22 protein-coding genes and 1 tRNA gene are annotated in these 26,546 nt (G+C 35.3%); 16 read left to right on the top strand and 7 right to left on the bottom strand.

The window, feature by feature from the left end; all coding sequences use genetic code 11:
• Window positions 1-261: 261 nt before the first annotated feature.
• The 5 genes from RT037_RS12355 (at window position 262) to RT037_RS12335 (ending at window position 6,993) form a co-directional block, all read left to right on the top strand.
• Complete coding sequence (locus tag RT037_RS12355; RefSeq protein ID WP_313031795.1) at window positions 262-1,779, top strand: TlpA family protein disulfide reductase; 1,518 nt, start codon at window positions 262-264, stop codon at window positions 1,777-1,779.
• Between the two features lie 17 nt (window positions 1,780-1,796).
• A complete protein-coding gene (gene rlmD / locus RT037_RS12350; protein WP_079668250.1) occupies window positions 1,797-3,209 on the top strand; it encodes a 23S rRNA (uracil(1939)-C(5))-methyltransferase RlmD in 1,413 nt (470 codons plus the stop codon).
• A 208-nt stretch (window positions 3,210-3,417) separates the two neighbouring features.
• Window positions 3,418-5,889 carry a zinc-dependent metalloprotease gene (locus tag RT037_RS12345; protein ID WP_313031791.1) on the top strand — a complete coding sequence of 824 codons (2,472 nt, stop codon included), beginning with the start codon at window positions 3,418-3,420 and terminating at the stop codon, window positions 5,887-5,889.
• Window positions 5,886-6,365, top strand: coding sequence for a DUF6452 family protein (locus RT037_RS12340; RefSeq protein ID WP_312321932.1), 480 nt, complete (start codon window positions 5,886-5,888; stop codon window positions 6,363-6,365). Before RT037_RS12345 ends, RT037_RS12340 begins: the two co-directional genes overlap by 4 nt.
• Window positions 6,331-6,993 (top strand): DUF6048 family protein, encoded by a 663-nt coding sequence (locus RT037_RS12335; RefSeq protein ID WP_312321931.1) that lies wholly within the window; start codon window positions 6,331-6,333, stop codon window positions 6,991-6,993. Before RT037_RS12340 ends, RT037_RS12335 begins: the two co-directional genes overlap by 35 nt.
• A gap of 110 nt (window positions 6,994-7,103) precedes the next feature.
• Here the strand turns inward: RT037_RS12335 and sppA are convergent, their stop codons facing one another.
• Window positions 7,104-8,852, bottom strand: coding sequence for a signal peptide peptidase SppA (gene sppA, locus RT037_RS12330; RefSeq protein ID WP_312321930.1), 1,749 nt, complete (start codon window positions 8,850-8,852; stop codon window positions 7,104-7,106).
• A 21-nt stretch (window positions 8,853-8,873) separates the two neighbouring features.
• Between sppA and folK the strand changes: the two genes are divergently transcribed.
• The 5 genes from folK (at window position 8,874) to fmt (ending at window position 15,146) form a co-directional block, all read left to right on the top strand.
• The gene (gene folK, locus RT037_RS12325) at window positions 8,874-9,293 is read left to right on the top strand and encodes a 2-amino-4-hydroxy-6-hydroxymethyldihydropteridine diphosphokinase (RefSeq protein WP_313031785.1); all 420 of its coding nucleotides are present in this window, start codon (window positions 8,874-8,876) and stop codon (window positions 9,291-9,293) included.
• Window positions 9,294-9,311: 18 nt separating this feature from the next.
• Complete coding sequence (locus tag RT037_RS12320) at window positions 9,312-10,763, top strand: OmpA family protein (RefSeq protein WP_313031783.1); 1,452 nt, start codon at window positions 9,312-9,314, stop codon at window positions 10,761-10,763.
• Between the two features lie 22 nt (window positions 10,764-10,785).
• Window positions 10,786-12,210, top strand: a complete 1,425-nt coding sequence (locus tag RT037_RS12315) for an OmpA family protein (RefSeq protein WP_313031780.1) — start codon at window positions 10,786-10,788, stop codon at window positions 12,208-12,210.
• Window positions 12,211-12,296: 86 nt separating this feature from the next.
• Window positions 12,297-14,198, top strand: coding sequence for an ATP-dependent DNA helicase RecQ (locus RT037_RS12310; protein ID WP_313031777.1), 1,902 nt, complete (start codon window positions 12,297-12,299; stop codon window positions 14,196-14,198).
• Window positions 14,199-15,146 (top strand): methionyl-tRNA formyltransferase, encoded by a 948-nt coding sequence (gene fmt, locus RT037_RS12305; RefSeq protein WP_313031776.1) that lies wholly within the window; start codon window positions 14,199-14,201, stop codon window positions 15,144-15,146. It abuts the gene before it with no gap.
• A 24-nt stretch (window positions 15,147-15,170) separates the two neighbouring features.
• Here the strand turns inward: fmt and ribB are convergent, their stop codons facing one another.
• Window positions 15,171-16,292, bottom strand: coding sequence for a 3,4-dihydroxy-2-butanone-4-phosphate synthase (gene ribB / locus RT037_RS12300; protein ID WP_313031774.1), 1,122 nt, complete (start codon window positions 16,290-16,292; stop codon window positions 15,171-15,173).
• Between the two features lie 202 nt (window positions 16,293-16,494).
• Here ribB and RT037_RS12295 point away from each other — a divergent pair.
• Together RT037_RS12295 and RT037_RS12290 are read left to right on the top strand one after the other, a co-directional pair.
• Window positions 16,495-16,568, top strand: a tRNA-Cys gene (locus RT037_RS12295).
• 72 nt (window positions 16,569-16,640) lie between these two features.
• Window positions 16,641-17,015 carry a hypothetical protein gene (locus RT037_RS12290; RefSeq protein ID WP_313031770.1) on the top strand — a complete coding sequence of 125 codons (375 nt, stop codon included), beginning with the start codon at window positions 16,641-16,643 and terminating at the stop codon, window positions 17,013-17,015.
• Here the strand turns inward: RT037_RS12290 and RT037_RS12285 are convergent.
• From RT037_RS12285 to fabV, 3 genes are all read right to left on the bottom strand, one after another.
• Window positions 17,012-17,638 (bottom strand): hypothetical protein, encoded by a 627-nt coding sequence (locus tag RT037_RS12285; protein ID WP_313031765.1) that lies wholly within the window; start codon window positions 17,636-17,638, stop codon window positions 17,012-17,014. The genes RT037_RS12290 and RT037_RS12285 overlap by 4 nt on opposite strands.
• Before the next feature lie 11 nt (window positions 17,639-17,649).
• Window positions 17,650-18,555: an endonuclease gene (locus tag RT037_RS12280; RefSeq protein WP_313031762.1), complete on the bottom strand. Its 906-nt coding sequence runs from the start codon at window positions 18,553-18,555 to the stop codon at window positions 17,650-17,652.
• A gap of 153 nt (window positions 18,556-18,708) precedes the next feature.
• Window positions 18,709-19,911, bottom strand: coding sequence for an enoyl-ACP reductase FabV (gene fabV / locus RT037_RS12275; protein WP_313031759.1), 1,203 nt, complete (start codon window positions 19,909-19,911; stop codon window positions 18,709-18,711).
• A 118-nt stretch (window positions 19,912-20,029) separates the two neighbouring features.
• Between fabV and RT037_RS12270 the strand changes: the two genes are divergently transcribed.
• Complete coding sequence (locus RT037_RS12270) at window positions 20,030-20,869, top strand: restriction endonuclease (protein WP_312322663.1); 840 nt, start codon at window positions 20,030-20,032, stop codon at window positions 20,867-20,869.
• 74 nt (window positions 20,870-20,943) lie between these two features.
• Here RT037_RS12270 and RT037_RS12265 read toward each other — a convergent pair whose 3' ends face one another.
• The gene (locus tag RT037_RS12265) at window positions 20,944-21,474 is read right to left on the bottom strand and encodes a DUF4136 domain-containing protein (RefSeq protein ID WP_079668266.1); all 531 of its coding nucleotides are present in this window, start codon (window positions 21,472-21,474) and stop codon (window positions 20,944-20,946) included.
• Entirely contained in the window at window positions 21,471-21,659 is a 189-nt protein-coding gene (locus RT037_RS12260) for a DUF5522 domain-containing protein (protein ID WP_079668267.1), read from the bottom strand. Before RT037_RS12260 ends, RT037_RS12265 begins: the two co-directional genes overlap by 4 nt.
• A 452-nt stretch (window positions 21,660-22,111) precedes the next feature.
• On the opposite strand from RT037_RS12260, the gene RT037_RS12255 reads away from it, so the two are divergent.
• The 3 genes from RT037_RS12255 to RT037_RS12245 are packed head-to-tail and all read left to right on the top strand — an operon-like array spanning window position 22,112 to window position 26,343.
• A complete protein-coding gene (locus tag RT037_RS12255) occupies window positions 22,112-24,073 on the top strand; it encodes a KUP/HAK/KT family potassium transporter (protein WP_312322667.1) in 1,962 nt (653 codons plus the stop codon).
• Between the two features lie 59 nt (window positions 24,074-24,132).
• A complete protein-coding gene (locus RT037_RS12250) occupies window positions 24,133-24,606 on the top strand; it encodes a transcriptional repressor (RefSeq protein WP_313031754.1) in 474 nt (157 codons plus the stop codon).
• Between the two features lie 3 nt (window positions 24,607-24,609).
• Window positions 24,610-26,343: an OstA-like protein gene (locus RT037_RS12245; RefSeq protein ID WP_313031753.1), complete on the top strand. Its 1,734-nt coding sequence runs from the start codon at window positions 24,610-24,612 to the stop codon at window positions 26,341-26,343.
• Window positions 26,344-26,546: the final 203 nt, after the last annotated feature.

Raw genomic sequence — 26,546 nt, 5'->3', positions numbered from 1 at the left:
TTTTGTAAGTAATGGCCAATGCCAAGCACAAAAAAGCGATAAGTGAAAGCGGGAAGGAGCTACTAATAAAATACTATTTAGTTCATATAGAGTCCGTAGATTTTAACGTTAATGTTTTTATGTTTTGGTTTGGTGCCGGTTTAAGTTTTTATTTAAATCAAATTTTGAAGATAATGTTGTTAATATTTGTGAAAATAAGCTTTTTTATTTTTTTTTCTTTTAAATAAGTATATTTTTGCAATCAAATATTTTAATCAAGTTATGAAAAGAATTTTGTTCTTATGTATGATTGCATTGTTCGCGGTTTCTTGCTCTAAGAAAGTGAAAGTTAGCGGTGTTATCAAAAATGGTTCGCCTTTGGAACGTGTTGAATTTATCGATGCTTCGGGGGTTGCGACTTTGCCATTAATTAATATGGGTGTTGATGCTAAGGGGAATTTTACTGGAGAATTTGAAGCTCCAAAAAACGGAATGTATGCAATGACTTATGCTGGTCAAATGGCGTTCGTTTATCTTAAAAAAGGACAGTCTCTTAATATTTCGGGAGATGCGATGTCTTTCCCGAACGTGTTTACAATCCAAGGAGATGCTAAGGCTAATAATGATTTCTTGAAAGAAACTCAGGCTTACATGGAGCAATATCTTGGAAAATTGGATATGAGCATTATTTCTAAAGATGAAAAATCTTTCTTAGCTCAAGTAAAAAAAATTAATGATGATTTGACTAAAAATATCGATGATGCTGCGTCTAAAACCAAAGCTGATTCTGATGTTGTAACGCTTAAGAAAGATGAACTTAAAACTCATATTTTGACTTTTCTTAGTCAATATGAGGCTAATCATGGTGAGGCTGTACAACAATCCAACTTTAAGGTGTCTACAGCATTTAAAGATTATACTAAGTCATTGGAAGCTGATGGCGATAAGATGATTAAAAATTTACCATTGTACCGTAACTATTTATTAAACAAAATTGGTAACGATTTCCAAAAGTTTGCATTAGCGCAAAGCGATAAGAATACAGCATCTATGTCTTCTATTTTTGCTAAATATTTAAAAGGAAAATCAGAATATTCTCAAGACACTAAAGACTATTTGTTGGCTTTTGTTATTTCTAAATTTGATCTTAATCCGTTTGCTGATAACACAGAAGCTATCATTAAAGTTGCTGATGACAATATTAAAAATGCTGAAGTTAAAAAAGATTTGAAAGCCGCATTCGATGCAGTATATGGTCTTAAAAAAGGTACAGATGCACCTGCTAGTGCTTTGTTAAAAACGGATGGTAAATCTACGACGTTTGCGGACTTTAAAGGAAAACCAACTTTGGTTGTAACTTATGCTTCTTGGAATCCTTATATCGCACAAAGCACAATCCCAGTTCTAAAAGAAGTTGTTGAATATTACAAATCAAAAATGAATACTGTTTTAGTAAATCTTGATGATACTAAAGCGCAGTTTGATAAAACATATCCAACTTTGATGAAGGATATTTCTGGCGTTAATGTATATGCTGAAGGTGGTCTTAATTCAAAATTTGCTAAAGATTATTCGGTGTTTGGATTCAAAATTCCTGGATTTACATTGCTTGATAAAGATGGTAAAATTGCAGGTCCAACTTATTATAATCTTGGTGAACAAAAATTCATCGAAATGTTAAGTAAATTAACAGGCATTGCTGCACCAGCTGCGCCTGAGGCTCAAGTTGCTCCAGATTGGAATGGACAACAAACTGCGCCAGCGCCTCAACCAGAAGCAGCGCAACCAAAAACTAAATAGATAGAAATTTATTCTTAATGAAGAAAAAAAAGAATTTAATTTTAGAAAATATCAGACTCCTTTCTGCCGGTGCGAAAGGAGTTTCTGTTGCTAAAGCAGAGGACGGCAAAACTATTTTTGTAAGCGGAGCCGTACCTGGAGATCTTGTTAATGTACAAGTTAAAAAGTCAAAAAGTAGCTATTACGAAGGTCAAGCGATTGAGATTTTGGAAATGTCGCCTGATCGGGTCGAACCAAAATGTATTCATTTCGGATATTGTGGTGGCTGCAAATGGCAAAATATGTCTTACGAAAAACAACTTTATTTTAAAGAAAGTGAAGTTCTTAACAACATCAAGAGAATTGGTGGTTTCAACGATTTTGTTTGTGAGCCAATTTTGGGTGCGGAAGAACAATTCCTTTATCGTAACAAGATGGAATTTTCGTTTTCCAATGCGCGTTGGTTGACACCAGAAGAAATAAAAAGTGATGTTGAACTTAATAGCAAAGATGCTTTAGGTTTTCATATTCCTGGACAGTGGAGCAAGATTCTTGATCTTAAAGAATGTTTTCTACAAGAAGATCCGTCGAATGCGATGCGCCTTTTCGTAAAACATTTTGCCGTTGAAAATGGCCTTGAGTTTTTTGATGTACGAAATCAGGAAGGTTTTTTGAGAACTTTTATGCTTCGTCAAAATTCTAAAGGCGAATGGATGTTATTATTCCAATTGTTTAAAGAAGATGAAGATAAACGAAAATTGCTTCTTGATGCTGTTTTAAAAGAATTTCCTCAAATTAAAACTTTGCTTTTCGCAATTAATTCGAAAGGAAATGACAGCGTTTACGATTTAGATATTCAGACGTATTTTGGTGATGGATTTTTGTATGAAGAAATGGATGGTCTTAAGTTTAAGATTGGACCAAAATCATTTTTCCAAACCAATTATAAACAAGCATTAAATCTTTACCGAAAAACTTTAGAATTTGCTGGATTAACAGGCGACGAAGTGGTGTACGACCTTTACACAGGAACAGGAACTATCGCGCAATATATCGCTAGAACTGCAAAACATGTTATCGGTATCGAAGCCGTGCAAGAAGCCATCGACGCGGCTGAGGAACACGCAGTATTAAACGGTCTAGACAATTGTACTTTCTATTGTGGCGATATGAAGGAGGTTTTCACCGAAGAGTTTTTGTCGCAACATCCAAAAGCTGATGTTTTGGTTACCGATCCACCACGTGATGGGATGCATCCAAAGGTTGTAGAGCAGATTCTTAAACTTTCGCCAGAAAAAGTGGTGTATGTCAGTTGTAATTCGGCGACGCAAGCTCGCGATATTGCGTTGATGAAGGAAGATTACGACTTGGTGAAAATCTTGCCAGTTGATATGTTTCCGCAAACACATCATGTTGAGAACATTGCACTTTTGACCAAGAAGAAAAAATAATTTTAAATAAGATTACTTAGAGTCTGTTTAATTTTAAAAATTAATCAATTTGGCCACAAAAGGAAAAGTAAGGCGCAATTTTAAAAGAGCAAAAAATGCAAAGTATAAAGCTTTATTTTTTTTTTGAACTTTATTGATTGTCGTTAAATGCTATCCTTTTGTGGTTAAATATTTTTAAACAAACTCTTAATTAAAACGAAGATTGTATATGAAGAATTTTAGAACATTAATTATTTCGACCGCTATTTTATTTTTTTATCAAACGGGAACGGCGCAGACCGATTCGACAGCTGTTAAAAAAGAAACGCCAGCAGCAACCAAAACGGACGCTGACAAAGATAAAAAAGCAGTGGTAAAACCTTATAAAGATGTCATTACTGATAAAGCGGTGACAGACAACGGTGTTATTGATGTTCATAAAATTAATGACAAATACTTCTTCGAATTGCCAGATAATGTTCTAAATAAAGAATTTTTGATGGTGACAAGATTGACTAAATCTGCTGCTGGTATGCGATCTGGAACAACAGGTTATGCTGGCGATCAAATTGGTCAAAAAGTCATTCGTTTTGAAAAAGGTCCAAAAGACAAAATCCTTTTACGTTCGGTTTCTTACGTTGATTACGCTGCAGATTCGACATCGCAAATGTATCAATCCGTAGTTAGAAATAATGTCCAAGAGATTATGATGTCTTTCGATGTTAAAGCTTACGGAAAAGGAAATAAATCTTCTGTTATCGACGTAACAGATGTTCTAAATGCTGACAACGAAATGGTGTCTTTTGATGCAACGGTAAAGGATCATTTCAAAGTTGGTGCTTTCCAGAAGAATATGTCTTTCGTTAATTATGTGAAGTCTTTCCCGACGAATGTTGAGATTAACACGACTAAAACTTTTTCTAAAACGACAGGTCGTGCAGCAACGCCAGTTCCTGGAGCTATTGTCCCAAAAGTTAGCGGAAATTACACAGTAGAGATTAATTCTTCTTTTGTATTGTTACCAGAAGACAAAATGCAAGCGCGTTATTTTGATCCGCGAGTTGGATATTTTACAGTGGGTTATACCGATTTTGATTTGGATCCTCAAGGTGTAAAACGTGTTAACCTTATCAAAAGATGGCGTCTCGAACCAAAACCTCAAGATGTTGAAAAATATAATAAAGGCGAATTGGTAGAACCTGCAAAACCGATTGTTTTTTATATCGATCCAGCGACGCCACCAAAGTGGGTTCCTTATTTGATGAATGGTGTTAACGATTGGCAAAAAGCCTTCGAGAAAGCTGGTTTCAAAAATGCGATTGTTGCTAAAATCCCAAATGCGAAAACAGATCCAGAATGGAGCTTAGAAGATGCACGTTTTTCAGCGATTGTTTACAAACCATCAGATGTGCCAAACGCGTCTGGACCTTCAATATCGGATCCTAGAACTGGTGAGATTTTGGAAAGTCACATCAATTGGTATCATAACGTGATGTTGTTGTTGAGAAATTGGTATTTTGTCCAAGCTTCACCTATCGATCCTAAAGCTCGCAAAATGGAGTTTGATGACAAATTAATGGGAGAGTTGATTCGTTTTGTGTCTTCTCACGAGGTTGGTCATACGTTGGGATTACGTCATAATTTTATATCAAGTGCAACGGTGCCTGTTGAAAAACTTAGAGATAAAAAATGGTTGGACGAAAACGGACATACACCTTCAATTATGGATTATGCACGTTTTAATTATGTTGCGCAACCAGAAGATAACATCACCGAAAAAGGTATCTATCCGCGAATTGGTGATTATGACAATTGGGCAATCGAATGGGGCTATAGACGTTTTTTTGATTTAAAAACACCAGATTCTGAAAAGTCAAAACTTAACCAATGGGTTATTGATAAAACTAAAAATCCAAGATTATTATTCGGGACCGAGTCTGATACTTTTGATCCAAGATTGCAAAGTGAAGCTTTGGGAGATAATGCAATGTTGGCTAGTGAATACGGACTCAAAAATCTTAAAAGAATAGTTGAAAATCTAGAACAATGGACAGCAACTCCTAATGAAGATTTTACGAATCTTGGGATGATGTATGACCAAGTAACTGGACAGTTCAAACGTTATATTGGTCACGTTTCTAAATATATTGGTGGACGTTATGTAACACCAAAAACGGCAGAACAATCTGGTACTATTTTCGAAACGGTTTCTAAAAAAGATCAAAAAGAAGCACTTGGCTTTTTAGATAAAAATGTCTTCCAAACACCAAATTGGTTGTTGAATAAATCAATCTACGAAAAAACAGGAAAAATGCCTGTAAAGACTGTTGAAGATTTGCAGAATACTGTGTTTAACAGAATTTTGAGTCCGATGGTTTTACAGAATATGTATCAAATGGAAGCTATTGGAGGCGCAAATTATTCGGTGATAGATTATTTATCAGATTTAGAAAATGTGGTTTTCAAAAATAATGATGATATTTATAGTCGTAATTTGCAGCGAAATTATGTATCGAGTTTATCTAAATTGGTGGACAACAGAAACAATGATCAAACCGATATTACAGCTTTTGTACGTGGAAGATTATCCGATCTTAAATCCAGATTAGCTTCAAAAATTAATGCTGGTGATCAATCGAGCAAATACCATTATCAAGATTTAATTTTTAGAATTGAAAAAACTTTAGATCCAAAATCATGAGACGTTTTCTGAAATTATTAACTGTTGGTTTTACTTTAGCACTTATTTCTTGCGGTGGCGATGACGACATCTGCGTAAGTGGGGAAGCGACGCCTCGTGTCAAGGTAAAATTTAAAACAGAAATTAACGATAAGCTTTTGACCGTCGATACGTTATATGTGAGCGTTGATTACGGCAATGGAAAAATCAAAGATTTGACGAAGCTTTCCAAGGTCGATTCGTTGCTGATACCTTTGCGTGTCGACAATAGCACGGCGACCAAATTATATTTTAAAACAAGAATAAAAGGAGATACGTCGATTGTTAATATTAATTACAAAACGCAATCGGCCTATGTATCGCCAGCTTGTGGCTACAAATTGAGTTACAAAGATGTGACTTACGATTTAGTAAAACCGACGCCAGTTAAAAAAGTTCAATCTAACCAAACCGAAATTGTTGATGAAAACAAAACTCATTTCTATCTTTTGTTTTAGTCTGTCTTTAGTTGCTTATGGACAAAAAAAAACTGCTGATACAATCAAAAAATCTTGGAAGTACGAACCTAATTTTCTTGTAGGATTTGATGTACTTAATGCTGGTGTTAGCGCATTTTCGGACAGAAAGCTTTTCCAAGGGACAATTTCTACGAGATTAACCAAAAAAACGCATCTTGTTGCTGATGTTGGTATTGATAAAAATATCTACCAAAAGAATGGTTACGACGCGAAAGCAAGCGGAACTTTCTTCAAACTTGGGAGCTTCTATATGTTGTCAATGGATAAAGAAAATCTCTACAACGGCTTTTACGGAGGCGGAAAATTGGCTGGTACATTTTATAATCAAGAATATTTTGCAATCCCTGTTCGTGCAACGGGCGGCGGCGCAGACGGTACACAATCTTTACCCGAATCTTCACAATCTTCTTATTGGATAGAAGCAGTTTTGGGTGGACGTGTGCAATTATTTGATTCCAATTTTTTTATCGATGTTAATGTTCAACCAAAATATTTACTCTACACAACAAAACAGGAAGGTATTATGCCAATGATTGTTCCTGGATTTGGACGTAGCTCCGGGAAATTCGGATTCGGATTTAGCTGGAATATTGCTTATAAGTTTTAAATTTTCTTAAATATTAAATTCAATTAAAAAGATTATTTAATAATAAATCAAAAGCCTGACACTCCGAAGAATGTCAGGCTTTTTTTAACAATATAATTTAGTTCCGTATTTTATTTTACTTCCAAAATATAAGGCATTCTCATCATCACGCCATTTTGAAGTTTTGTATCTGTCAATTGTTGGAAGATTTTATAGTTACTTTCACCAAGTTTAGATTTTAACATTTTTGCCGAAATCTCTTCTTCATCCAAACTTCCAAACATTTCTTCGAAAGGATTAGATTTTGCAGGATAAGTTTTTAGACTGTATTTAGAAAGTTTTGCACGTTTTGCAGCATCAGCAATAGCTTGATTAATACCGCCAAGTTCGTCAACCAAACCAAGTTCTTTAGCTCTTGTCCCAGACCAAACGCGTCCACCGCCGATGGCATCAATTTGCTCGAAAGATTTTTTACGGTTGGTCATTACAAAATGTACAAAACGTTTGTAAGTGCCTTCAACACTTTTTTGCATCATGTTAAGTGTACCAGACGTTGGTCCTTGCAATGCCGAATACATATTAGAATTGCTGTTGGTTTGGACTACGTCGCTACGGATTCCATTTTTGTTTGCGATGTCTTTGTAATAAGTCATTAGTCCAAATACACCGATGGATCCTGTAATAGTGTTAGGCTCTGAGTAGATTTTGTCCGCTGCCATGGCGATGTAATAACCGCCAGACGCCGCATAATCTCCGAAAGACACTACAAGTGGTTTTTCTTTTTTAAGTTGTTCTAGCTCAAAAAGAATTTCGTCAGAAGCATTGGCGCTTCCACCAGGTGAGTTAATTCTTAATACAACAGCTTTCACTTTTTTGTCTTCTTTTACTTTTTTAATTTCTTTAATGAAAGTTTCAGAATAGATACCATTCGTTCCTTTACCAGAGTTGATTTCGCCACTTGCATATAATACCGCCACTTTATCGTCTTCTGAGTCTGGATCGATAGTTCCGAAATATTTCGGGAACGAAATTTTACTAAGTTTATCCTCTTTTTTAATACCAATTTTTTGACGAAGAATGTTGTCGTACTCAGATTTCTGAATCAACTTATCAGCTAACTTGTATTTGATATTATTTTCTGGGATAAAACTGTACAAGCTGTCTGTAATTGTTTTAAACTCCGCTGGATTTATTTTTCTAGATTGTGCAATCTGAGAAGAATTTCTTGACCAAACGTCATTAAGAAGTGTAAAAAGCTGTTCTTCGTTTTCAGGAGAAATTTTGTTTAACATAAAAGGCTCCACTGCCGCTTTGAATTTTCCGTGACGAATAACTTGGATGTTAATACCGTATTTATCAGCAAAATCTTTGAAGAACGCAACTTCCGCAGAAAGACCTTTTAGCTCGATACCACCAGTTGGGTTAAGGTAAAATTGATCTGCTACTGATCCTATATAATATGCTGCTTGCGAAACATTATTACCATAAGCGTAGACGAATTTTCCACTTTTCTTAAAATCTACTAAAGCCTGACGAATGCTTTCTAACTGTGTATTACCAGCTGAGAAATCATCAAGTTCTAAACTAATACCTTTAATATTATTATCGGTTTTCGCATTGATAATAGATTTTTGAAGGTCAAGACTTGTGATGGTTTTCCCTTCTTGTTTAAAATCGAAGATTGAAAACTGCTCGTCACTGGGACTTTCAATAATTTTAGTTTTTAGATCTAACGTAAGAATAGAGTTTTTCTTAACAGACCCACTACTATCCATGAAAGCGCCCATAATAGCGAAGAAGATAAATCCTCCTATGAAGATAGCTACTAAGATTACAAAAGCAACTATATTTGCTAGTACATACTTGAAAAAAGATTTCATAAATAATTAATATTTGATAATATGTCGCAACATGTTGCCGTTTTGTTACTCGGTAGTAATAAAAATAATCCTAAAATACAGATTGAGAATGCTATAAGTAAAATTGTTAATTCTAGATGTACAATTGTTAATATGTCAAAAATCATGGAAACATCACCAATAGAATTTTATAGTAGTAATAATTTTTGTAATATTGCATTGGAAATCAAGACTTTTTTATCACCTAGTAATTTATTAACCTCACTCAAAAATATTGAGGTCGAAATGGGGAGGTTACATGATAGTGGCTATTATGGAGGATATCAAGATCGAGAGATAGATATCGATATAGTATTTTATGATAAAATTACGTTTGTAAGTAAGAAGTTGCAGTTACCACATAATAAACATGCTTTCGAAAGAGCATTTTCTAGGGAGTTACTTTCTGAAATAGGTTATTAATAGAAGTAAAAACACAATATGAGAAAAAAATTAATTCTTTTGGCTGCCGCCTTTCCAGCATTAATTTTTGCACAAAATTCTAATCCGTACGGGTCAGGCTCTGAAAAAACTGAAAAATTCACTAACGAAAAAAGACAATTTAAAGATTGGGCTGTTTCTGTTGGTGGAGGTGGTGCATTTATGCAATCTGCGGATTTAACATCTTTTTATGATGGTAAAATTAATTGGGGATGGAATGGCTACATCAGTCTAGACAAACAAATTACACATACCTTCGGTGTTAGTTTGAACTTTTCTAAAGGAAAAACTAATCAAAAAGGTATGGCAAAACCACAATGGGGCGTTGGGCAAGCCTATACCATGTATAATCAATTGGCTGTACTTGGTGATGTTAATCTTTCTAACCTAATGAGAAGGGTTGATAATAAATCTGAATTTAAATGGGCATTGCATGCGTATGCAGGTGTAGGATTAGAGAACTTTACAGTTCATCTTCAAGATGAAGGTATTTATAAAAATTGGCCTTTTCATCTAGAGCAAAAACTAGATCAGGCATCAGCATTTTGGACCACAGGTGTGGGTTTGAAATATAACTTATCAAAGCTTGTTGATTTGGAGTTACGAGCAATGTATGTATTCTCTGGTGACGATGCATTTGACGGGTCAGGTACGCAAGGAGGGCGCGCTTATGACCCGACTTTACCAGCTGCAGCTTATATGCAAATTAATCCAAGTAGATCAGATAATCCATTTACGGTTAATCTAGGATTAAGCTTTAAGATTGGAAAGAGTGGAATAACACATTTGGCTTGGGTAGATCCACTTCATGACGCTTTTGCAAGAACTAGTAAACTTGATACCGAAATTAAAGATTTTGTTGTGTGTGAAAAAGGAGATGCTGATAACGACGGCGTTTGTGATGATTGGGATAGACAACTTGATACACCTGCCGGTGCTAGAGTTGATGGAGCTGGTGTAGCTCTTGACATTGACTTAGATGGTGTAATAGATCTTCATGATAAATGTGTTACCGAACCTGGTCCAATTGAAAATAATGGATGTCCAATCGAGTCACCTACTAAAACATTAATTAAGTCAAATATTATAAGTGAAATTAATGAATATCTTAAGTCTGTTGAATTCGAATTAGGAAAGTCTGTTATCCGAAAATCTTCATATAACTTACTAGATCAAGCCGCAACAGTTATTAAAAGTTTAAATAACGAACAAAACTTCCTTGTTGTTGGCGCAACGGATGCTAGAGGCTCAGAAGTTCTGAACAAAAAATTATCTCAACAACGAGCAGATGCTGTTAAAGCTTATCTTGTAGCGAAAGGTGTATCTAATAATATTCTTGATGCGGAAGGACGAGGTAAGTCCGATCTTAAATTCCCAGAATGTGATCCTGCTACTAAGTGTCCAGAATGGAAAAACGAGGCTAACAGAAGAGTATATTTTATAGCTAAATAGTAATTAAGAAAAACGACATAAAATGAAACAAAATTTATTAACCATATTAACCTTAACAGGCTTTTTATTTCCTTCGATAAGTTATGCTCAAGAGGCTGTTAAAATCGATTCTGCATCTACACAAGCTTATCAGCCCTTCACACAAGATTCAAAAAGATTTAATGATTGGTCGATTTCAGCAGGTGCTGGTACAGCGTTGATTCAGACAGGTAATATTACATCAATTAACAATGGTTCAGGAAAGACATTGTTCGGCTATTCTGCTTATTTTAGTGTTGATAAAGCCCTAACACATGCTTTCGGACTAAAGTTGCAGTATGATAAAGGCGAAACAAGACAAGGCTATGCAAATACTAAAGATCATGTTGATAATGTAAAAGCAGCAAGAACACAATATGATGCTATTTCATTATTAGCTGATGTTAATATTTCAAACCTCTTAAGAAGAGTTGATAACAAATCTAACTTTAGATGGGCGTTACACGGTTACGTTGGTGCAGGTACTTTAGCATATAAGGCTTATATTCAAAATCCAGGTATGCCGTACAACCAAAGCTTAGCTACTGAGATTAAACCTTTTAAAGAAGGTTCTTTATTTGCACAATTTGGTACTGCTCTTAAATATAGAATGACCAATTCATTAGATTTGGAAGGTAGGGTAATGTATATGATGACAGGTGATAATACTTTTGATGGTAGCTTAGGTGTTAATCAAAATAATACTAATAAAGTATCAGATAATTTAGTTAGTGCAGCTTTGGGTTTAACATATAACATTGGTAAGCATCAGTCGCATTTATTCTGGCATGATCCATTACAAGAAATTTACTACAAATTGGATGTCCTTGCAGACAAGACTGACGATGTAGAAGTTTGTAAAAAAGGAGATGCTGATAATGATGGCGTTTGTGATGATTGGGATAGACAGCTTGATACACCAGCGGGTGCAAGAGTTGACGGTTCTGGTGTAGCATTAGATGCTGACTTAGATGGTGTAATTGATCTTTATGATAAATGTGTTACTATACCTGGACCAGTAGAGAATAATGGATGTCCAATTGTTACTGCTAATCAAGGACAAGGTTCTGTAACCGAATTTACAGGTGAGATTAAAGGCATTACGTTTAATCTTAATTCAGATAAAATCCTTCCTAGTAACGTGTCAATTCTTTCGAATACGATTGATAACATTAATGCTTCAGGTGGTTCATTTGTAATCGTTGGAGGTACGGATACAAGAGGTACGGAAGTTTATAATCAAAACCTTTCAGAAAGAAGAGCTAACAATGTTAAAAACTTCTTAGTGAAGAATGGTGCAGATGCTAACAAACTACCGACTGTTGGTAGAGGAGAGAAAGACCTTCTTTATCCAGAATGTGAACCAGCTACTAAGTGTCCAGAATGGAAAAACAGAGCTAACAGAAGAGTTTATTTCGAAGCGAAATAATTTACTTTTAAAGAAAATTGAAAACCGTTGAGACATCTCAGCGGTTTTTATTTTTTTAAACTTTAGTAATTGTTTAATTTTACGATATGAAAACCGAGGTCCAATTATCACAACTTTTACACGAGCAACTTCAAAGATTTTGGGGTTATTCAGAATTTCGTGAAGACCAAGAAGCGATTATTACATCGGTTATCAATGGAAAAGATGCCTTAGCACTTTTGCCCACAGGCGGCGGAAAGTCGCTTTGTTATCAACTTCCTGCAATTGTTCTTGAAGGGACATGTCTCGTAATTTCACCGCTTTTAGCTTTAATAAAAGACCAAGTCGATGCGTTGGAAAATCTTGGTATTGAAGCTGAGTTTCTAAGTTCGGAATTGGATGATGGCGAAGTTGAAGCGGTTTTCAATAGATGTATAGAAGGATTTATTAAAGTGCTTTATGTTTCGCCAGAACGTCTTAAAAATCAAGAATTTCTACGAAGAATTCCAGAAATTAATATTTCCTTTATCGCCGTTGATGAGGCGCATTGTATCTCAGAATGGGGACAAGATTTCAGACCGAGTTATCAGAATATCAAATTCTTTAGAGAAGAGTTTAAGAAGGTTCCAATGTTGGCTTTGACAGCGACGGCGACGCCAGAAGTTGTTGAAGAGATCGTGACTAAGCTTTCATTAAATAAGGTCAATATTTTTAAACAAAGTTTTGAACGTAATAACCTCAATATTATTTGTCAAAATATCACCGACAAGTATCAAAAAATAAAAGACTTTTTAAGCCAGAACAAAACTGCTGGGATCATCTATACACGGACCAGAAAAGAGGCTGAGGATCTTACTTACTTCTTGAAAAACTCAGGTTTTGATAATGTTAATTTTTATCATGCTGGGCTTTCTCGACAAGATAAAGAACGTTTACAAAAACAATGGCAAAACAGTCATTCTCGAGTTTTGATTTCTACAAATGCCTTTGGGATGGGGATCGACAAAGATAATGTTAGATTTATTATGCATCTCTCGCCGTCGTCATCAATTGAGAATTATTATCAAGAAATCGGTCGTGCTGGTAGAGATGGAGAGGAATCGATCGCTTATCTTTTTTGGAACCAACAAGAGTTAAATGAGTTTGATGCTATTTTAAAAAATCAAATTCCGAGCAAAGAAGAATACCAATCGATACTTCGATACTTGTATTCGATTTATCAAATTGCCGAACACGATTTGCCCGAGCCAATGTTTACACTAAAGCTTGACAGAATTAAAAGTTTAAGTAAAGCCTCGCGTGCTAAGATTGTTAATGTTCTCAATTTTTTGCATAATCAAGAGCTTATATATTATAAAAATACTTGGAGTCCGTCGAGCATAGAATCTCTGGTTAATGGTCAAGATATCGAATTGTTGCCATCAAAAGACGCTCATTTTTTAGAGCTATTGTTTAGAAATATTGCTGGTTTGGCTTCTGGTAAAGTTCATTTCAGTGAGAGGGCTTTTTGCGAGAAAAATCATTTCGATATCAAATTATTTAGAGAGCGATTAGAAGATTTACAAAAGGCGGGACATATCCAATATTTCGATGGTGCAAATCATGCGGTTAGGTTTCTAAAACCACGCGATGAAAACAGATTGTTTGGTTATTATTGGAAGCTGTTTTCAGAAATACAAGAAAATAAACTTCAAAAATGGAAACAAATGAAGTTCTACGTCACCACGCAAGATTATTGCCGAATGAAGCTCGTTTTACGCTATTTTGGAGAGAAAAATACTGAAGAGTGTGGCAAATGTGATTATTGTCAAAAAAAGGCACCAGTAGGTTCTAATAGCTTAACTAATGACATCCTGTTACAGTTGACTTATCAGCCAAGAACATTAAATGAATTGGTAGCGATTCTCAAAATTCATTCTCGAGAAACTATTTTAGAAATCCTGATTTTTCTTTTAGATTTAAGAAGAATCAAAATGTTGAATTATAAAACTTATACGATAAACTCATAAATGAAAAGTTTAAAAGTTGTGTTTCTAGGAACACCAGAATTTGCAAAAACCGCTTTGGAAGCTATTCACCAATCGCATCACGAAGTTGTGGGCGTGGTGACAGCAACGGATAAAGCTAGTGGAAGAGGGCAAAAAGTAAATGCCTCGCCTGTTAAAATATATGCCGAAGAACAAGGTCTTAAATTATTTCAACCAGAAAAATTAAGAAATTCTGAATTTTTAGAAGAGATAAAATCCCTTAACGCTGACGTGTTTGTGGTTGTTGCATTTAGAATGATGCCCCAAATGTTGTTTTCGATTCCGCCGATGGGGACGTTTAACTTGCATGCGTCTTTGTTGCCAGATTATCGTGGTGCGGCGCCGATTAATTTTGCAGTGATAAATGGTGAAACCAAATCTGGAGCGACCACTTTTTTTATCAACGAAAAAATTGATGAAGGTAATATCTTACTTCAAGAAGAAATTGATATTTTGCCAGAAGATAATGCAGGAAGTCTTCATGACAAATTGATGGTGATGGGGGCTGGATTAATTGTTAAAACTTTGGACGGTTTAGCTTTAGGAAATCTTACCGAACGTCCGCAGCCAGAAAAGGAAAATCCAAAAACAGCTTACAAGATTTTTAAAGACGATTTAAAAATTAATTGGGATCAAACCTCCGAAATCATCCACAATTTTGTGCGTGGTATGTCGCCTTATCCAACGGCTTTTACGATTTTAAATATCGAAAATGAAGAAAAATCTTTAAAGCTTTTTAAAGGAAAATTTGAATTAAATAATCACAACGAAACAGCTGGGACAATTCACATTTCTAAAAATGAATTTAAAATCGCAACAAAAGATGGTTATTACTTCCCCGAAGAATTGCAATTGCAAGGCAAAAAACGAATGCTTTTAAAAGATTTTTTAAATGGTTTTCGTAGTTTCGAACAAATAAAAATGGCTTAGTAATCACTAAGCCATTTTGGTTTTTTATAGTTGTACCATTTCGGTTACTTCAACGTCGTAGCCAGCAATAATAGGCTTTAAGTTTGGATTTTGAGAGATCACTTTAAACTTGCTGATTCCTAAATCTTTCAAAATCTGAGTTCCGATTCCGTAATCTCTAAAGTTCGCAGGGATTGTTGGGAATTGCTCTTGTCCGTTTTGGAAATTCAAGAATTGGTGTAATTTTCTAAGTGTCGTCTCTGTATTAGAAACGTTATTAATAAAGACAATAGCACCTTTTCCTTCTTTGTTGATGATGTCTGTAACTTTTTCTAAAAGCGGTTGTTCACCATTGTTAAGACGGCTCAAAACATCAAAGTAAGAACTTGAAGATTGTACTCTAATCAATACAGGTTCGTCTGGTGTCCAACTTCCTTTGGTTAAAGCAAAATGAATTTGCTCCGTTGGTTTTTCCTCAAACGCAAAGAATTTGAAATCGCCGTAATGTGTCTTCACATCGCGCTCTTCGATGCGCTCAACGATGGTTCCTTTTCTTAATCTATAATGGATAAGGTCTTCGATAGACACGATTTTTAGATCATGTTTCTTACTAAATTCAATCAAGTCTGGGATACGCGACATGCTTCCGTCATCGTTCATGATTTCGCAGATAACGCCACCTTCTTTAAGACCCGCTAACTTTGTTAAATCAATAGCCGCTTCGGTATGACCAGCTCTTTTTAGCACGCCACCTTCCTTCGCACGCAACGGGAAAATATGTCCTGGACGCATAAGATCGGTTGGTTTGGTAGCAGGATCCATAATGGCTTTGATAGTTTTTGCTCTATCACTAGCAGAAATTCCGGTTGTTGTTCCTTTTCCTAAAAGGTCAACAGATACCGTAAAAGCTGTCTCTTTAGGATCGGTAGAATTGCTTACCATAGAGTGAAGATCAAGCTCATCACAACGTTTTTCGCTAAGAGGCATACAGATAAGACCTCTTGCGTGGATGGTCATAAAGTTGATTGTTTCTGTTGTGATAAGTTCTGCGGCAGCAACAAGGTCGCCTTCATTTTCGCGATTTTCATCATCAACAACAATAATCATTTTACCATTACGCAAATCTTCGATTGCTTCTGAGATTGTATTTAGTTGGAATTTTTCCATTTTTACTTTAGATTTTTTTGTTACGCAAAGATAAGGATATTGAAAGGATTTTTCTTAAATTTATGCTGATAATAGCTGAATTTAATAAGCTTTAAAATTTAAAAAATAAGTTTTCAGCTTGAAAATCAGAGGTTGAAATAAAAAATACTTAAAAGCCTTTTGAAATCAAGAATATTTTATTAAATTTGCAAACCAATTAAAGGGTGCTTTGGCCGAGTGGCTAGGCAGTGGTCTGCAACACCATCTACAGCGGTTCGAATCCGCTAGGCACCTCCAATTAAAAATCGCTTTTACAACTTTGTGAAAGCGATTTTTTTTATCTTTAAAGTCGATTGCAATTTACTAAAAATGAACAAGAAAGCTGTCGCTTTTTTATTAACGATGACATTTCTACCATTGATTTGCTTCTTTGGTTATTGGTTTTTTGTGGCTGTAACTGATAAAAGGTCTGGTAAAGAAATTTTTCTGGATATGCGAAAGGATTATTCTGGTGATTTTAAAATTGAAAAAATTTATCATGACAAACCCAATCATAATACAATGACCTTAACAGGGAAAGATAAAAACCATATCTATACTGTTGAACGCGAGTGGGAAAAAGAATTTAAAATTGGTGATTCGATTGTGAAGAAGAAAGATTCGTTGAGGATATTTATTTATCGAAATCAAAGGTTAGACACAATACTTGATTATCGCAATATTTTTATCCGCGAAGATGTTTAGTTATAATCATTTTTGACATTGCGATAACGATTGGCATAATAGACAGCAATAGCGCTAAAACCACAATAGATTGTATTTATAAGATAACCGTAGTTTTTGTTTTTGCCCAGAAAATCACCATTTCCCGACATCGAGATCGCGACACTTCCTAATAAAATCGCTATCCAAAACACCACAAAACATCCAGTATTTCCTTTTAGGTTGTCGATATCTTCCTTTCGACCTCGCAAAAGAACAAGCAAATAATTGGGTAACCACGCTGCAATCGAGAATAACATCGCTTGGTTATAACCGATAGCAATCCCAAATCCTAAGAAAATTGAAAAGGCAACAAAAAATACGAATGCCGCAATTTTGGCTTTTGAAGTTTGTTCATCTTTTATAATAAATAAAGGAATATTCATCAATAAAAGGAAAAATACAACCCAAAAATTGAAAAAATTATTTTCTTCCCAAAATCTGGTGTTGAACAAATAGATGTTGACAATTCCCCAAATTATAAATAACACAATTTGTAAAATTGCGCCTTTCTCAAGTGGTGCTTTTTGCTTGAGATCACGTTTTAATTTTGAATTAATTTCCGCAATTTTGGCGTTGATTTCCTTTTGTTTCTTCTTGTCCATTGAGGTCGCTGTTATTTTTCAAGTTTTAAAAGAACAGGAAAATGGTCACTAAAACCACTAAGATATCGTGAGCCAGAATACGTACGCAACGGATGTTTGGAGTTTTTGACTCTTATTTTTTCGTTTTGAAAAATGGAAGCGTGACTTGAAGTAAAGTTTAGTTTTTCAAGCAAGTTTTTTGAGTAAAGAATTTGATCAAACAAAAGTCCTTTGCTGCCATAATAAGACGAAAATTGATTATTATTAAATAAGTTTTCGAAAGGATTTATAAAAATTCTGTTTCCAAAATTATCTAGCAACAATTCTTTGATTTTTTCACCATTCGGATTTTCATTAAAATCGCCCATAATGATGATGGATTCTTGCTTTTCAATTATTTTTGAAAGGATGTTTTTAAAAGCTTCTATGATTTTGTTTCGTAGATTTTTCTTTTCATCCTGAAGTCGCTGCGAAGGAAGATGAAGTATGAAGACGTGAAGGTTTTCATTGTTAAATTCGAATTCGGCTTGCAAAATATCGCGCGTGTCAGCAACTAGATTTTCGGAAATGCTAAAACTTAAACTGTAAAAATTTTTAAGTTTTAATTTTTCTTCATCGTAAAACAAAGCAACACTCAAACCTCGAGAGTCATTGGATTTTTTGTAAAGAAACTGATGATTGCGCAAGGGTGAATCCTCTTGTTGTAGATCTTCCAAAACCGAAACGCCGCCAATTTCGGCAAGTCCAATTATTGATGGAATTTGTCCAAAATCTTCATTAATCCAGTTGAAGACATTTTTTATTTTTCGAAGTTTAAGACCGTATTTATAATCGTCCCAATTGTAAAGTCCAGAAATCGATTTTTCGTATTTTATATTTTCTGCAGGAAAAAAATTTTCAACATTGTAAAACATAAATAATTCCGAAAGTGTCGACATAAAAGGAGTTTTGAAAAGTTTTGCTGTGGTCTAAAGATAAGAAAATTTGATTTCAATTAATCAACTTTGGTTTTAGACGTTTTGAGTTAAAATTAATTTCAACAAAAAAGTCCAACGAAAAACATTGGACTTTATATAGTTTAGAATTAAATATTATTCAACAATACTCGGAACTTTCACGTTCTCGTTAGCATCTTTTTCATAATCAATACCGTCGATTTCGAAACCAAAAAGATTGAAGAAATCCTTTCTGTAACCTTCGATATCGCTGATGTCTGCTAGATTTTCTGTCGTAACTTGATTCCATTGTTTAGCAACTTCAGCTTGTACATCAGCTGCCATTTCCCAGTCGTCGATACGGATTCTGCCAGCGTCATCCAACGGAACAACGCCGTCTGCCGTATACAATCTTTCTGAGAAAAGACGCTCCATTTGCTCGATAGTTCCTTCGTGCGTTCCTTTCGCTTTCATCACTTTATAAAGTAAAGAAATATACAACGGAACCACAGGAATTGCCGAGCTAGACTGCGTTACCAAAGCTTTGTTAACCGACACGTAAGATGTCCCGTTAAGGTCTTTTAATAAATTATTTAATACAGGAACAGTAGCTTCCAAATCGTTTTTAGCTTGACCAATTGTACCGTTTCTATAAATCGGGAAAGTCAATTCTGGGCCGATATAAGAATAAGCAACCGTTTTGACACCGTCTGCCAATACGCCAGCGTTTTTAAGATCTTCCATCCAGAATTTCCAATCTTCGCCGCCCATTACAGCAATCGTATTGTCGATATCTTCGTCTTTATCAACTGGTTGGATGCTGATGTCTGACACAACACCTGTGTGGAAATCCACAGTTTTGTTAGTGAAAGGCTCGCCAATTGGCTTAAGAACAGATGCGTAAGCAACACCAGTTTTTGGATGCGTTCTTCGTGGAGACGCCAAGCTATAAACCACCAAATCAACTTGTCCTAAGTCTTTTTTGATAAGTTCTATCGTTTCTTTTTTAATTTCGTCAGAGAAAGCGTCACCGTTGATGCTTTTTGCGTAAAGCCCTGCAGCTGCTGCTTCTTTTTCAAAAGCGGCAGAATTGTACCAACCTGCTGTTCCCATTTTGCCTTCTGAAGCTGGTTTCTCGAAAAAAACACCGATTGTTGCTGCGCCAGATCCGAAAGCTGCTTCTATTCTAGATGATAATCCGAATCCTGTAGAAGCACCGATTACTAAAACTTTCTTTGGACCATTCTTTAGTTCGCCTTTCGATTTTACATATTCAATTTGGTTTTTTACACTTTGTAACGCGCCATCTGGATGTGCCGTTAGACAAATGAAACCTCTTGTTCTTGGTTGGATAATCATTTTTTAAATTTTTTAACTATGCAAATTAAGCATTTTTTTATATTAATGCATGACATAATGCTTAGACTTTTACTTGAAGATTTACAATTATCCTTATCTTTAGTTTTAAATTTTAAAAATGAAAATCAAAAATAATTTTGGCGAGTTAGTAGAATTTGATGTTACTAAGCTTGCTTCTTCTCTCAAAAACTCTGGTGCGTCGGCGGAAGATGTTGATAAAATTGTGAAACTTATTACCCCAAAATGTTACGAAGGTATCACGACTAAAGAACTTTATAAAATGGCCTTCGAAGCTTTGAAAGGACTTTCTAGATCGGTTGCTGCGCGTTATAGTTTGAAGAAAGCTTTGTCAGAGCTTGGTCCTGCAGGTTTTTATTTTGAACAATGGATTTCGCGCGTGTTTCAATCGTTGGGTTATCAAACCGAAACTGGTCAACACATCAAAGGTCATGCGGTGATGCATGAGGCGGACGTTATTGCAAAAAAAGACGACAAAACCTATTGGATGGAATGTAAATTTCGGAATACTGATGATGCTAAAATTTCTGTAACAACGCCGATGTATGTACTATCAAGAATTAAAGATATTTCGGGAATTGATCATAAATTATTCGGGACAACGACACAATTTACTGACGGTTGGTTGGTAACGAATGCTTATTTTACTAGTGATTCGACAACTTTTGGAGAATATTATAATCTGAAAATGTTATCTTGGGATTATCCACAAAATAGAGGTTTAAAGAACTTAGTGGATGCTAATGTTTTGTATCCTGTAACTTGTTTAACAACAATTAACGAAATTGAAAAATCAACATTGTTAGAAAGCGGATGTATTTTGGTAAAGGAATTTGTAGAAAATCCAAAATTTTTAAGACTATTAAATTTAAACCCAGAAAAAGAACAACAGATGTTACAAGAAGCTAAAGAGCTGATGACTATTAAAATTTCTGAGTAATCTGGTTTAAACCAAAAAAAGCCTCTAGACATTTCGAGGCTTTTTTGCATTATTAAAGTTTAATAGCTAAAATTTTATTTTCCCTTCTGAGGAGGATAGTTAGCCATAATTTCGGCAACCACTTCGGGGATTTGTTTTTGTTTAGATTTTGGAGAATCTACAGAAATACCGCTTCCGATACCTTGCCAAACCAATTTGTTAGTTTTAGCGTCCACCATATCCACAACGATAGTTCCGCTGTTGTAGTTGCTGGTCCATGTTCTGTTCATCCCAACACCGAAGCCCCAAGGTCCGCCGTAACCGTACATGCCATAAGGCGATGACGACTGTACATCTTGTACTTTTTTGTGAGATGCCTTTACATTAATGATAATGTCTGGCGTTTGCGATGAGGTCAATCCTTTGCTTTGTACTTGTTTTGCAAGTTCGTTAAGAACACGGTCTTTGTCAAGATCGTTTAACTTTAAATCATCTGTGCGGAATAAATACGTCTTATAATCCGTAAAATTTGCAGTTGCAGAATAATCCGATCTTACTTGGAAAGGACTACAAGATGTCACTAATCCTGCTACTGCTAAGCCTAGAATAAAAAGATATTTTTTCATTGTGGGTCGATGTTTTTTTTAACATTAGAAAATGTGTCCGTTTTTTTATCATAACCATAAGGACAATGTCTACATCCATTTTTGCAACAGTAGCCACGTTTTAGATGGAATTTTGCTGTAAAAACTTTGTAACCTTGCTCGTTATAATAAAAGTCTTCATTTTCTTTGATTTCAATTTTAGACATAGGTTAAATTGTTTTCAAAAAAATATATCTTTGATATATGATTATCGTGATGAGAACTTTTCTCAAAAGTATGAAAATTTCGGGGATTACTATATTTCCGTTTATTATTCTCCAAAGAAAAGAGGATCGCAACAATTGTATTTTGATTAATCATGAGCGGATCCATATACGACAACAATTGGAGTTGTTGATCTTACCATTTTATTTTTTGTATGTTACAGAATACATTTTACATCTCATTTATTTGAAAAAACCTTACCTCGCTTATCGAGCTATATCTTTTGAGCGAGAAGCTTATGCAAATGAATTTGATTTTAATTATTTGAAAAATAGGAAGTTGTGGTCTTTCGTAAATTATTTTAAATAAGGCTTATTTTAATTGAATAAAAACAAAGACGAAAATTATTTTAGTATTCAAAAAAAATTAAATTTGCACTTTATTTTTTCAAACTATGTCACAAACATCAGGCGGTCATATTGACATCAAGAAGCTATCGTTTTTAGGCGTTATCGTATCATTAGGTATTGTCTTTGGCGATATTGGTACCTCACCATTGTACGTTATGAAAGCCATCATTAATGCAGGGAAATCTGGAGGTTTTATTTCGGAAGAATACATCGAAGGAGCATTGTCTTGTATTATTTGGACAATTACTTTGCAGACAACACTTAAGTATGTCATCATTGCACTGCGAGCTGATAACAAGGGAGAAGGTGGGATACTTTCTCTTTATTCTTTAGTAAAAAGAATTCGTAAAAAATGGCTTTACATCATCGCAATCATTGGTGCAGCAGCCTTGGTAGCGGATAGTATTATTACACCCTCGCTTACCGTGATGTCGGCTATCGAAGGTTTAGAATTGGTTGTTCATGAACCACCTGTTGTGCCTATTACATTGGCTATTTTGTTTATCATATTTATAGTGCAACAATTTGGGACTAGCTTTATTGGTAAGTTTTTTGGGCCAGTTATGGTGATTTGGTTTTTAACATTGGGGACTTTAGGCTTTTATCATCTATTGGATGCACCGTATATTTTAAAGGCTTTTAATCCTATATATGCGATTAAATTAATATACAATTCGCCCTCGGCTATCGTTATTTTAGGTGCGGTTTTCCTTTGTACAACGGGCGCCGAAGCTTTATATTCGGATCTTGGACACTGCGGAAAAAGCAATATCCGAATTTCTTGGATTTTCGTAAAAGCCATGCTTATTCTTAACTATCTAGGTCAAGGCGCTTGGTTGCTGAATAACTATCACGAAGTATTTAATGGTAAAAATCCTTTCTTCGGAATCATGCCAGACTGGTTTATCCTTCCAGGAGTTATTATCGCAACTTGTGCAGCCATTATTGCCAGCCAATCGGTAATTACAGGAGCGTTTACAATGTTTTCTGAGGCGATGTCTATTAACCTTTGGCCGAATCAACAAATCGATTATCCATCGGGTATTAAAGGACAAATGTACATCCCAAGAATCAACTGGGGCATTTTTATAATGTGTGCAATTATTGTAATGTTCTTCAAAGAGTCAGGTAGGATGGAAGCAGCTTATGGACTTTCCATTACGGTAACGATGTTGATGACTACAATTTTGTTGATTTTCTGGTTCTTCAAAACAAGAACACCGAAAATATGGATTGGTATATTTGCAGTTGTTTATTTAATCATAGAGTTAGGATTTTTTAGTGCAAACATTATTAAATTCTTCGAAGGTGGTTGGATTTCTGTATTGCTAGCTGGCTTTATCGGGATTTGTATGTACGGCTGGTATAACGGTAGAAAAATCAAAACGCAATTTGTCAAGTTTGTGAAGCTTAACAACTATGTGTCAACGATTATGGATATGAAGTTGGACAACACCATTCCCAAATATGCAACCAACTTAGCCTTTTTTAGTCGCGCTCAAAAAGAAGATGAGGTAGAATCAAAAATTATTTATTCTATTATTAAATCTCAACCGAAGCGTGCCGATCATTATTTTATCTTGAGTGTTATCAACCAAGAAGAACCTTATACCTTCAAATATCATCTTGAAGAGATTTTGCCTGGGACAATTTATAAAGTTAACTTCATGCTTGGTTTCAAAATAGATCGAAGAATTAGCGATTATTTTGGACAAGTATTAGATGATATGATGGACGATGGTATGATTCCTTCGAAGAGTAGTTATCCGTCATTGAGAGCACATAACATTCCGCCAGATCTTAAATATGTCATTATTGATAACATCTATATCAACGATTATTTATTAAATATCCGCGATAAGATGATCATGAATATTTATAATTTTGTGAGAAAAATGGGAAGCAGCGACTTCAAAGCCTACGGTGTGGCGTCACACAACGTAGTTGTAGAATCGGCACCATTATTGGAGCAAGGTTATGTACATGACAAAATCAAAAAAGTCTAGGCTTAAGCAAAGGCAGACATTACAAAAATTAATCGTAATTTTGTCCTATCGAATCGATTATGGATACAACACAGAAAGACCTAAACATTACAACTATTAAGGATGTACTAAGACAATATCTACTCGAAAAAGGTTTTAGAAACACGCCAGAACGTTATACTATTTTAGAAGAAATATACAATCTGGATCATCACTTCAATGTTGATGATCTATACCTTATCATGATGCAAAAAAAGTATCATGTTAGCAAAGCAACGATATATAACACGATCGAGATTTTCTTAGATGCTGGACTTATCAGAAAGCACCAATTTGGAGAAAAAACTTTGAGCTCATCATCTTATGAAAAATCATATTTTGATAAGCAGCATGACCATTTGGTGATATATAAAGAAGGTTCTGATAAAGAGATTGAGGAGATTATCGAGTTTTGCGATCCAAGGATCCAAGGTATTAAAGAATCTATCGAACAAGCTTTTGGGGTAAAAATAGATACACATTCACTTTATTTTTATGGCCAGAAGAAGTCATAAGGAATGAACAAAACTTTTCTTTTAACTTTTATAATTATCCTTTTTGGATTTATTCGGATAGATGCGCAGACACCTGACAATACCAATCCGAAAGACCCTTTCTTTGCTCCAAAATCACAGCAAGAACAAGCTTCAAAAGTGCAACACATCCACTCGGACGAGTCGGGTGTAAAGCCAGATCAATATGAAGGTAACTTGGTATTTTCAGGAAATGTTAAGTTTGAACATCAAGGCTCTGTTCTTACTGCCGACAAAGTGGTTTTGTATCAAAAGGAGAACTTCCTAAAAGCCATTGGTAACGTTGTGCTATTAAATGCCGATGGTACCAAAATCACTGCTGAAGAAATGGAATACGATGGTAATACAGAACGCGGTATTGCCCGCAAAAATGTCGTGCTTACCGATCCAAAGCAAACCATCAAGACAGAAACACTTTATTACGATCGTGTCCCAAATACTGCTTATTTTAACACTGGCGGAACAATCTCTGATGGTCAAAATATTATGTACACCAAGTCCGCGACTTATTATGTAAATACTAAGGATATTGACTTTATTGGACATTCGACCATTGATGCTAAAGATTACACTATCGAAAGTGATAATATTAAAACCAACCAGACAACTCAGATTTCTCAATTTTTAGCAGCGACAACCATTCGTAGTAAAGAAAATCCACGCAACTACGTCTACACCGAATTGGGCGATTATAATGCAAAAACGGGTATTTCGCATCTTAAAAAGAATTCTAGAATTCATTATAACGACAAGATACTTACAGGAGATAATTTAGAATACAATCGTAACACAGGTTTCGGAAAAGGAACAGGAAACGTCACACTTAACGATCCAAAAGAAAACCGTTACATCAAAGGTGGTTATGGCGAAATTTATGAGAAAAAAGACTCTGCGATGATCACGGATAAAGCTTACGCAGTTAAGATTTTCGAGAAAGATTCTTTATACATCGCAGCTGACAGGTTTTTAAGTTTTCAAAAACCCGATTCTACCAAACAGAAGAAAAGCTATTTGCGTGCTTACCGCAAAGTCCGAATTTTCAAAACCAATATGCAAGCCCGCGCCGACTCTTTGTCATACAACGAGACCGATGGCATTTTGCATCTTATGAAAAAACCAATTCTCTGGTCTGGCACGAAGCAAATTACAGGAGATGAGGTTATGGTTTACATGAATACCACGACGCAAGACATCGACTCCGTTAAGGTTATCGGTAATGCATTTGCGATTAGCAAGGCGGATTCGCTTAACATGAAAGACGAGTTCAACCAAATCAAAAGCAAATGGATGGGCATCTATTTTGAGAAAGGGCAAATAAAAAAGGCCGTCGCTGTGGAAAATGCACAATCCATCGCTTATGCCGACGATCAGGACGAAAAAACAAAAGAAGTCAACCGTATTGGCGTTGCTGTTTCGGTGTGTGGCGAGATTATCGCTGACTTTATCGAGAAGCGTGTGGAGACCGTAACTTGCCGTGTTGGTGCGCAGTCCGACATCTATCCGATGAGTTTTATGTCCAAAGAAAAACGCTTTTTCCCAGACTTTAATTGGAACACAAAAGACCGACCGCAAAAGTGGAAAGACATCTTCGAAGATACACCCAATTATCCCGAAACGGTCTATGAGTCCGATAACAGCTTGTACGAAAAAGCTGAAGCCGAACGCCTCAAGCTAGAAGAAAAAAACAAACCCAAAACACCAGTTCGCGAAAAGCGATAAGTTTCAGGAATATAAAATCCAAGCCTGAAAGTCTTCTAAAGGCTTTCAGGCTTTTTACTTTAACTCGAATTTTTATTTGGGCGCCATTTCCGTCTTCAGCTCCCACTCTTTTGCTCGGCATAGCCTCTCGCAAAAGGAGTTCCGCCTACATGGTAAGTTTGCATTAGGATAATTAAGGAAGTAAATTAGTTGATAATATTAAC

This window comes from Soonwooa sp. (assembly GCF_032062245.1).
In the GTDB taxonomy this organism is placed as follows: domain Bacteria; phylum Bacteroidota; class Bacteroidia; order Flavobacteriales; family Weeksellaceae; genus Soonwooa.
This window is presented reverse-complemented; position numbering and strand designations above follow the sequence as displayed.